Origin of the sequence: Butyrivibrio sp. NC2007 (genome assembly GCF_000421405.1) — a bacterium.
In the GTDB taxonomy this organism is placed as follows: Bacteria; Bacillota; Clostridia; order Lachnospirales; family Lachnospiraceae; genus Butyrivibrio.
Genome location: NZ_ATWY01000023.1, coordinates 32258 through 42717 on the forward strand (window position 1 = coordinate 32258; position 10460 = coordinate 42717).

Sequence of the window (10460 nt, forward strand, 5' to 3'; positions counted from 1 at the left end):
CTTTGAAAGGAGAAACAATGAAGAACTATACAATAACCGTTAACGGAAACGTATATGATGTAACAGTAGAGGAAGGCGCAGGCGGAGCAGCTCCCGTAGCAAGAGCAGCAGCTCCCGCTCCTAAGGCTCCTGCAGCTCCTGCTAAGAAGGCCAGCGCAGGCGCAGGTTCTATCAAGATCGAGGCAGGTGCAGCAGGTAAGGTTCTCAGAATCGATGCTAACGTTGGCGCTTCAGTTAAGAAGGGCGACACAGTTGTTACTCTTGAGTCTATGAAGATGGAGATCCCTATGGTAGCTCCTCAGGACGGAACAGTAGCAAGCATTGATGTTGCTGCAGGTGATGCAGTAGAGGCAGGAAGAGTACTTGCAACTCTTAACTAATAAGGTCAGAGAAACTTAAAGTTTGAAAAAACAGAAAGAGGATACGAATGGATTACATAGTTAATACATTATCTAATCTCTGGCAACAGACAGCCTTTACAACAATGGAGCCGGGCAACTACATCATGATCGTGGTAGCGCTCGTGTTCTTGTACCTGGCCATTGCCAAGGGATTTGAACCTTTGCTTTTGGTACCGATTTCTTTCGGTATGCTTCTTGTAAATATTTATCCTGAAATCATGGCAGAGCCGGCAAATGGTGCAGCCGGTGGACTTCTCCATTATTTCTATATCTTGGATGAGTGGGCTATCCTTCCTTCACTTATTTTCATGGGTGTAGGTGCTATGACAGACTTTGGTCCGCTTATTGCAAATCCTATCAGCTTCCTTATGGGAGCCGGAGCTCAGTTTGGTATCTTCTCAGCTTACTTCATGGCCATCGCATTTGGCTTTAATGATCAGCAGGCTGCAGCAGTATCAATCATCGGAGGAGCAGATGGTCCTACATCTATCTTCCTTGCATCCAAGCTCCACCAGACATCAATCCTTGGACCTATCGCCGTTGCAGCTTACTCTTACATGGCTCTGGTTCCAATGATTCAGCCACCTATCATGAAGGCTCTTACAACACAGAAGGAAAGAACCATCAGAATGCAGCAGCTTAGAGAGGTTTCCAAGCTTGAGAAGATTCTTTTCCCTGTAATCGTTACTATCGTTGTATGTATGATCCTTCCTACAACAGCACCTCTTATCGGTATGCTGATGCTCGGTAACCTCTTCAGAGAGTCAGGCGTTGTTCGTCAGCTCCAGGAGACAGCATCAAACGCACTTATGTACATCGTAGTTATCCTTCTTGGAACATCAGTTGGTGCTACAACAAGTGCTGAGGCATTCCTCAACAAGACAACTCTTATCATCGTTGTTCTTGGACTTATCGCTTTTGCATTTGGTACTGCAGCAGGATGTCTCTTAGGTAAGCTCCTGTGCTTTATTACCAAGGGCAAGATCAATCCGCTCATCGGTTCCGCAGGTGTTTCAGCCGTACCTATGGCTGCCCGTGTATCACAGAAGGTTGGTGCAGAGTATGATCCATCCAACTTCCTGCTCATGCATGCGATGGGACCTAACGTTGCCGGAGTTATCGGTACTGCCGTAGTAGCAGGTACCTTCATGGCCGTCTTCGGCGTTTAAGATTTAGATAATAATTATCTTAGAAAGGATATTAGATATGGCAGAATTAGAGAGAAAACCAGTTCGCATCAATGAGACCGTTCTGCGTGACGCTCATCAGTCTCTGATCGCAACCAGAATGCCTACAGAGAAGATGCTTCCAATCATCGATACAATGGATAAGGTTGGATACAATGCTGTTGAGTGCTGGGGCGGTGCTACATTCGATGCTTCAATGAGATTCCTTAAGGAAGATCCATGGGAGAGACTTCGTAAGCTCAGGGCAGGATTTAAGAACACCAAGCTTCAGATGCTTCTTCGTGGACAGAACATCCTTGGATACAAGCATTATCCCGATGACGTAGTTGAGTACTTCGTACAGAAGTCAATCGCTAACGGTATCGATATCATCCGTATTTTCGACTGTCTGAATGACCTTCGTAACCTTGAGGCTTCAGTTAAGGCCTGCAAGAAGGAAGGCGGACATGCTCAGATCGCTCTTGCATACACCCTTGGTGATGCTTACACAGAAGAGTACTGGATGAACATTGCAAAAGATATCGAGAACATGGGTGCAGATTCAATCTGTATCAAGGATATGGCAGGACTTCTTCTTCCTTACGAGGCAGAAAAGCTTGTTAAGGCTCTTAAGAGAGCAACCAAGCTTCCTATCGACCTTCACACACATTACACCTCAGGTGTTGCCAGCATGACATACATGAAGGCTGCTGAGGCAGGTGTTGATATCATCGACTGTGCTATTTCACCTTTCGCTCTTGGTACATCACAGCCTGCTACAGAGGTTATGGTTGAGGCCTTCAAGGGACAGCCTTTCGAGACAGGACTTGATCAGAAGGTTCTTGCTGAGATTGCTGATTACTTCAGACCTTACAGAGAAGAGTGCCTTGCAAGCGGACTTCTTGATCCTAAGGTTCTTGGTGTTAACATCAAGACTCTTATGTATCAGGTTCCCGGCGGAATGCTTTCCAACATGGTTAGCCAGCTCAAGGAGCAGAATGCAAGCGACAAGTACACAGCAGTGCTTGAGGAGATCCCAAGAGTTCGTAAGGACTTCGGTGAGCCACCTCTTGTTACACCTTCATCACAGATCGTTGGTACTCAGGCTGTTATGAACGTACTTATGGGCGAGAGATACAAGGTTGCTACTGACCAGACCAAGGACCTCCTTGCAGGTGCTTATGGTAAGACAATCAAGCCTTTCAACCCTGAAGTTCAGAAGAAGATCATCGGCGACAGAGAGGTTATCACATGCAGACCTGCTGATAAGCTCGAGCCCGGACTTCCTGAGTTCGAGAAGGAAGTTGCACAGTGGAAGGAGCAGGATGAGGACGTTCTCTCATATGCACTGTTCCCTCAGGTTGCTACAGACTTCTTCAAGTATCGTGCAGCTCAGAAGGATAAGGTTGATATTACAGCAGCTGATACTAAGAATGGGGCATATCCCGTATAATTTGGCTTTTGCCTTATAGAGAATAAAAAAGATGAAATTTTGTTACGCTTGCGTACAAAATTTCATCTTTTTTTATTCTTTGCACCCCTCAGTAGTGGTAAAATATAACTATGGACGAGATTAGAAGACACGCAAAGCCTAAAAAACCAGTAGAAATCGGCGAAAGCGCACCCAGAGAGCTCAGAAAAGCAGATGTGGGAAGGCAGCTCCTTGCCCTTAATGAAGTAAACGGCTACAGGATCAGACCCGGCTTCTACAACATAAATGGCGCCACCATGCTTACTGATGGCGTTAATTTTACTGCCTATTCCAACGGGGCTACGTCTATAACCCTTCTTTTGTACAAAAGAGGCGAAATAAAGCCCTTTGTGCAGATTCCTTTCCCGGAGAGCTACAGGATAGGTAAAGTGTATTCAATGATCGTTTTTGGCCTTGATATTGAAAATCTCGAGTACTCCTACAGTGTTGACGGACCCTGGGAGCCGGAGAAAGGTCTTTTGTTCGATAAGAATCATCTGCTGCTGGATCCGTTTGCAAAGGCTGTTTCAGGCCAGAGGATATGGGGACAGAATCCAAATCGCGACGGAGCCTACAGGGCAAGGGTGGTTAGAGATAACTTTGAGTGGAATGATACCAATTCACTGGGAATCCCCATGTGCGACTCCGTTATCTACGAGATGCATGTAAGGGGCTTTACCATGGACCCATCATCGGGAGTTAAGTTCAGAGGAACCTTTGACGGCATCAAACAGAAGGTAGAATACTTAAAGAGACTTGGTATAACAGCTGTTGAGCTGATGCCGATCTTTGAGTTTGATGAGACCAGAGACAAGAGAGAGGTAAACGGAAAGACTCTCCTTGATTACTGGGGATATAACACCATCAGCTTTTTTGCACCAAATACCAGCTACGCTTCTCAGAGTGAGTACAACAAAGAGGGCGTTGAACTTAAGCATATGATAAAGACCCTTAAGGATAACGGAATTGAGGTTATCCTTGATGTTGTGTTCAATCACACGGCTGAGGGCAATGAAAACGGCCCGTTTATCTCATTTAAGGGCTTTGATAACAACATATACTATCTGCTGACTCCTTACGGGCAGTACTACAATTTTAGTGGATGCGGAAACACCATGAACTGTAACCACCCGATGGTACAGGAATTCATCGTTGAGTGCCTCAGATACTGGGTTGAGGAATATCGTGTGGACGGATTCAGGTTCGATCTTGCAAGTATCCTCGGAAGAGACCAGGACGGAGCTCCCATGGAGAAGCCTCCGCTTATTCAGAGGCTTGCATACGACCCGATACTTGGAAACGTTAAGCTTATTGCAGAAGCCTGGGATGCAGGCGGAATGTATCAGGTTGGTAACTTCCCTGCCTGGAAGAGATGGGCTGAGTGGAACGGCAAGTACAGGGATGATATCAGATCCTACCTGAAGGGCGATATCTGGTCAGCACCTGAAGCAGTCAAGAGAATTACAGGTTCCATGGACCTTTACGGCGGATCGTACCTTGGATACGATTCTTCGGTTAATTTCATAACCTGTCACGACGGCTTTACTCTCTATGACCTGTATTCTTATAACAACAAGCACAATGAGGATAACGGCTGGAATAACACGGACGGAGCCAACGACAACAGAAGCTGGAACTGCGGATGCGAGGGTGAAACCGATGATCCGTCGGTTAATGACCTCAGATTCAGGATGATGAGAAATGCCATAACTGTGCTTATGTGCAGCAGAGGAACCCCGATGATCTATGCCGGGGATGAATTTGGCAACACACAGTTTGGCAATAACAATGCATATTGTCAGGACAATGAGATAAGCTGGCTCAACTGGGATCTTCTTGATAAGAACAAGAACTTCTTTGATTTCTACAGGAATATGATCCAGTTCAGGAGAAAGCACCCCTGTATAAGAAAAGAGCTAAGGCCGGCTCAGTGCGGATATCCATCAATTTCCGTGCATACAGAGAATCCTGACCACGGCAATATCACCAAGGACTCCAGAGTTATCTGCGTGAGATTTGCCGGTTACATAAAGAAAAAAGGACATGATGATATCGTATATCTTGCCATAAATGCTTACTGGGAAGATATACAGATGATGCTTCCAAATCCTCCGGAAGGAGCTTTCTGGGCTCTTTGCGTTGATACCGGAGATGAGGGTGGCAAGTATTTTTACAACAGACCAAAGCCTATGACATGGCGCAACAAGACCCTTAAGGCCAGAAGTGTTAATGTATTCATAGCATCTTACGGAGCTGAATATGGCGGCTGATGAAGGAAAAGGCAAAGAAAAGTTTATAGTTGGCGGGTATGAGTTTTTATCAGAAAACGACGCACAGAAGGCGTCCATGGACCTATCAAAGATAAATCTTCTTGAGGCAAGGGTCAAGGCATCAAGACCTGTCGATATAAAAGCCGTTTATGAGAAATCAATTGAAAATAAGATATTCAAGACTCCCATAGGCTGGGAATATCTGGTAGGGCTAAGGCACAAACTCCTTGAGAGCGGTTATAAGGAGGAAGATCTGATCCCTATCCCTTTGAATGTTTCCATGACAAGGCACTCCGCCATGGACAGCCTTAATGTGAAGCAGAGAATCCTGCCTCAGGAACCCAAAAAGGAAGCAAATTTTAAGACCATCTTCTCGATAATCCTGAACATTGTGCTGCTTATTCTGATTGGGGTGATGTTCTATATTACCGTCACTGCGGAGACCGATAACATCATAAATTACAGGAAAAACATCACAAATCGCTACGCCGGATGGGAACAGGAGCTTTCTGACAGGGAAAAAGCCGTCAGGGAAGCGGAAAAAAGACTTGGCATTGAAGGTACGAAAGGCTATGATGAGGATACAGGAACAAATTAGACAGGAGGAAACCTTCAGTGGACGATTTAAAGATACTTGTAGTAGATGACGAGAGCAGAATGAGAAAGCTTGTAAAGGACTTTCTTACAAAGGACGGATACATTGTCCTTGAGGCTGAGGATGGCCAGCAGGCCCTTGATACATTCTATGCTGACAAAGATATAGCACTTATTATCCTTGATGTAATGATGCCAAAGAGAGACGGCTGGGAGGTATGCAGAGAGATAAGGACAACTTCAAAGGTACCGATCATCATGCTGACAGCCAAAGCCGAAGAGAGGGATGAACTTCTTGGTTTTGAACTTGGTGTTGATGAGTATATTTCAAAGCCCTTTAGCCCAAAGATCCTGGCAGCAAGAGTTTCGGCAATCCTTAGAAGAACCACAGGCAAGTCTGTAAATGAAAAAGTTTTAGAGGAAAACGGAATTGTCCTGAATAAGGTTGCACACAGCGTTTTGGTAGATGGAAAAGAAGTTGAGCTCAGCTACAAGGAATTTGAGCTTTTAACTTACTTCTTTGAGAACAAGGGAGTTGCTCTTTCCCGTGAAAAGATACTTAACAACGTTTGGAACTACGACTATTTTGGTGATGCGCGTACCATTGATACCCATGTTAAAAAGCTCAGAGGAAAGCTCGGCGATAAGGGCGAGATGATCAAGACCATCTGGGGTATGGGCTATAAGTTCGAGGCATGAGTACCAAATGAAAAAGAAAAAGATCCATTCGCTGAGATTTGAGATTAGTGCTTTATTCATCGGCACTATGGTAGGCACATTTTTGATGTGCCTTGTTGTTAACCTCTTCTTTATGGAGAAGTTTTATATCCAGAACAAGAGAGAAGCCATTATAGCTGCCTACAGGAGTATATCTCAGGCCATAGGAAGCGGAGACATTACCTCTGAAGAATTCGATGTTGAAATCTATCATATCTGCGAGAGATACAACATCGAGATGATAGTACTGGATGCTGATTCAAAGACACTTAAGACATCCAGTAACAATGCTGAGCTCCTTGCAAAGGTTTTGTGGGATAACATGATAAGCTCTGCAACAGGAATGGCCAGCAATATGTCCGACAGGACAATAATAGATTACGGAGATGACTATACTCTTCAGATCACTGTGGATAAGGGGACAGGCAGACAATACCTGGAGATGTGGGGCATTGTCGGAAACGGAAATCTGGTTCTTGTAAGGACCACTATGGAGAGTATCAGAGACAACGTTAGCATATCCAACACTTTTATGGTATATGTAGCGCTGATTGCCATCGTTGTTGGTTCTGTCCTTATTCTCTATATTTGTAAAAAAGTAACTGACCCAATCAAGAGGCTCTATTACATCTCAGATGACATGAAAAAGCTTAATTTCGAAGCTAAATATGTACCTGAGAATGAATACCGAAACGAGATAGATGTTCTGGGGCAGAACATGAATGAGCTTTCTGAGACCCTTGAGTCAAACATCAAGGAACTCAAGAATGCCAATATTGCTCTAAAGAGGGATATCGCCCGCAAGGAAGAGATTGATACCATGCGAAAAGAGTTCCTCTCAAACGTATCACATGAGCTCAAGACTCCCATTGCTCTTATACAGGGCTATGCAGAGGGACTTAAGGAAGGTATTAACGACGACGAGGAAAGCAGGAACTTTTACTGTGAAGTAATCATGGATGAAGCATCCAAGATGAACATCATGGTCAAGAAGCTCCTTACACTTAATCAGCTTGAGTTTGGCAATGAGAGCGCCAATATGGAGCGTTTTGATATTGTCGATATGGTATCCAATTACCTTAAATCCGCATCCATGCTGGCTAAGCAGAAGGATGTAACCGTTAAATTCGGAGATTATCCGCCGATATTTGTATGGGGGGATGAATTCAAGATTGAGGAAGTGCTGCAGAACTACTACAGCAACGCCATCAACCACATAGACGGAGAGAAGGTGATCGAGGTCAAGATCACCACAACTGAGGATAATCATGTAAGAGTATCCGTCTTTAATACGGGAGAACCTATTCCTGAGGACAGCATAGATCATATCTGGGAGAAGTTCTACAAGGTAGATAAGGCAAGGACAAGAGAATACGGAGGAAGCGGAGTAGGACTTTCGATTGTTAAGGCTATTATGGAAGGTATGCACCAGAAATACGGTGTCATAAATTACGATAATGGTGTGGAATTCTATTTTGAACTGGAGACAAAATAGTATGATGAAAAAAAGGTATTTGCAGGCGGTACTAATAGTTATGACAACGCTCATGATGACAGGATGCGGAACGAAATTTCCGGATCTGACTGAGGAGCAGTATAAACAGACTGTGGAATATGCTGCAGGTCTTTTGATGAAGTATTCAAATAACGGCCAGGAGCGACTGGTTGTTGTGGATGCAAAAGAGGTCCTTAAAGAAAGGCAGAAAGAAGCTGCAAGGGCTGCTGAGATAGAACTTGCAAAAGAACAGGCAGCCAAGAACAGTCAAAAAGACCAGGCTCCTGCGCAGGTACAAGAGCCAGAACCTGCATTAGAGAAGACAGAGCCTGAAGGACAGGAGCTTACAACAGATCCTGATGCTATGACTGAGGGCACAGAAGCTACTGAAGGCGATAGCAGTGAAGAAGCAACAGAAGTATCAGATCCCAATGCAATAACCTTATCATCTGATGAGTCACAGGAGATCATGCCTGATATCTTCTTGTCATATCAGGGCTATTCAGTATCCAGTACATATCCCGAGAGTTCAAAGAGCTATGTAGTAAATGCAGATAAGAGCAAAAGGCTTTTAGTGCTTCGCTTTGATCTCTATAACGGATCAGATACAGAAAAGAGTGTTAATCTTATTCCGCTTGGACTTAGCTTTAAGATAATCTTAAACGGCAAGGATATTGGCTATTCATCGGTTACTTTCCTTCCTAATGACCTCTCATCATACTCCGGGAATATAGATTCCAGGGCGCACGAGAGCGTTGTGGTCCTCACGCAGATAAGTGAAAAGGAAGCAACTAAGATAGAGAGTCTTGGAATGATCGCAACTATCAGGGGAGAAACTCAGACGATAGTTCTTAAATAAAACGGAGAATACAATGATCAAGATACTTTCAGACAGCACATGTGACCTCTCGCCCGAGCTGATCAAGAAATACGACATAGGTATTATTCCTTTGTATGTAAGACTCGGAGAAGACGAGTATTTGGACGGAGTTAATATCACTCCCGACGACATCTATAAGTGGTCCGACGAGACGGAGAAAACGCCGGGAACGGCTGCTCCAAGCGTCAATGACATCATGAATATCCTAAAGACATATGATGCGGACGACTATATTATCTTTACAATCTCAGCCTCCATGTCCTCATGCTACAGCAATTGTATGCTGGCAGCTGAGGAACTTGCCATGGAGGATCATATTCATGTAATAAATTCCAAAAATCTTTCAACAGGAATAGGACTTCTGATAATTGAAGCTGCGCAGATGGCGGAAAGCGGCAAAAGTGCAGCGGAGATTACAGACTATATAGAAAAGCTGATTCCCCGCGTAAGGGCCAGCTTTGTTGTTGAGACCCTTACATATCTTTACAGAGGCGGAAGATGCTCAGGCGTTGCAGCTTATTTTGGCAACGCTCTAAAGCTCCACCCCAGGATCGCTGTAGTTGACGGAGGAATGAGGCCTGAGAATAAATACAGAGGTTTTCCTCAGAAGTATATAAGCGACTATGTAAAAGACATGGAAGATGCCCTAAAGAGTGCTAAACCTGAGCGAGTATTCATAACTCATTCCGGATGCAGCCCCGAACTTGTAATCATGGTAAAAGACTACCTCACAAAAATGGAACGATTCGGAGAAATCTTAGAGACAAGAGCAGGCAGCGTTGTTTCATCGCACTGCGGACCGGGAACACTTGGTGTCCTGTTTATAGATAAGGAGCAGGAATAATATTTACGCTTTGTTTATACTTTGAGGAACTTATGGCGATGAAAGGCGATTTTGCAGACCTTGTTTCAAGACAGCTCCTTGAAAATGAGGTCAGTGCATAAGAAATTCAAAAAAAGTTGTGGCTCGAAAACGGCGTGGTTGCGCCGTTTTTTTGTTTTGAATATAAAAAATTTAAAAAAATTTGAAAATTGTTGTTGACATCTTTTTTGGCAGGTGATATAGTTAGATTCGTTGCGGCGCTGATGAATAAAAAACAGCGCAAACGCAGCACTGGAGCAGATTCTAGGCTCCTGCACCTTGACAAATAAACAGTAATGCAACCCTGAAAAATTCCAAGAGAATTATTCAGAAGTAACAAACCAAAAGTAATAACGGACAGAACGAAAGCTAACGTTTTAGTTCTGGCTGGAATTGAACTTATTTTAACGTGAGAGTTCGATCCTGGCTCAGGATGAACGCTGGCGGCGTGCCTAACACATGCAAGTCGAACGGAGATTAGACGCTGACGAGACTTCGGTCAAATCTTGTTTAATCTTAGTGGCGGACGGGTGAGTAACGCGTGGGCAACCTGCCTCATACTGGGGGATAGCAGTTGGAAACGACTGATAATACCGCATAAGCG

General features: G+C 44.3%; 9 protein-coding genes and 1 rRNA gene. All 10 read left to right on the plus strand.

Translation table 11 applies throughout. The features are described 5' to 3' along the window. Window positions 1-17 precede the first annotated feature (17 nt). Window positions 18-380 (plus strand): acetyl-CoA carboxylase biotin carboxyl carrier protein subunit, encoded by a 363-nt coding sequence (locus G632_RS0115955; RefSeq protein WP_022770468.1) that lies wholly within the window; start codon window positions 18-20, stop codon window positions 378-380. A 47-nt stretch (window positions 381-427) separates the two neighbouring features. Further along, a complete protein-coding gene (locus G632_RS0115960) occupies window positions 428-1570 on the plus strand; it encodes a sodium ion-translocating decarboxylase subunit beta (protein WP_022770470.1) in 1143 nt (380 codons plus the stop codon). A 37-nt stretch (window positions 1571-1607) separates the two neighbouring features. Further along, entirely contained in the window at window positions 1608-3020 is a 1413-nt protein-coding gene (locus G632_RS0115965) for an oxaloacetate decarboxylase subunit alpha (protein ID WP_022770471.1), read from the plus strand. A 110-nt stretch (window positions 3021-3130) separates the two neighbouring features. Beyond that, window positions 3131-5308 carry a glycogen debranching protein GlgX gene (gene glgX / locus G632_RS0115970; protein ID WP_022770473.1) on the plus strand — a complete coding sequence of 726 codons (2178 nt, stop codon included), beginning with the start codon at window positions 3131-3133 and terminating at the stop codon, window positions 5306-5308. Beyond that, window positions 5298-5906 (plus strand): hypothetical protein, encoded by a 609-nt coding sequence (locus tag G632_RS21500; protein ID WP_022770474.1) that lies wholly within the window; start codon window positions 5298-5300, stop codon window positions 5904-5906. The genes glgX and G632_RS21500 overlap by 11 nt, the downstream gene beginning before the upstream one ends. A gap of 17 nt (window positions 5907-5923) precedes the next feature. Further along, entirely contained in the window at window positions 5924-6601 is a 678-nt protein-coding gene (locus G632_RS0115980) for a response regulator transcription factor (protein ID WP_022770475.1), read from the plus strand. A gap of 7 nt (window positions 6602-6608) precedes the next feature. Then, complete coding sequence (locus G632_RS0115985; protein ID WP_022770477.1) at window positions 6609-8114, plus strand: sensor histidine kinase; 1506 nt, start codon at window positions 6609-6611, stop codon at window positions 8112-8114. A 1-nt stretch (window position 8115) separates the two neighbouring features. Next, window positions 8116-8973, plus strand: coding sequence for a hypothetical protein (locus G632_RS0115990; RefSeq protein ID WP_022770478.1), 858 nt, complete (start codon window positions 8116-8118; stop codon window positions 8971-8973). Between the two features lie 13 nt (window positions 8974-8986). Further along, window positions 8987-9838 carry a DegV family protein gene (locus tag G632_RS0115995; RefSeq protein WP_022770479.1) on the plus strand — a complete coding sequence of 284 codons (852 nt, stop codon included), beginning with the start codon at window positions 8987-8989 and terminating at the stop codon, window positions 9836-9838. A 423-nt stretch (window positions 9839-10261) separates the two neighbouring features. Next, window positions 10262-10460 (plus strand): 16S ribosomal RNA (locus tag G632_RS0116000); the annotation flags it as partial.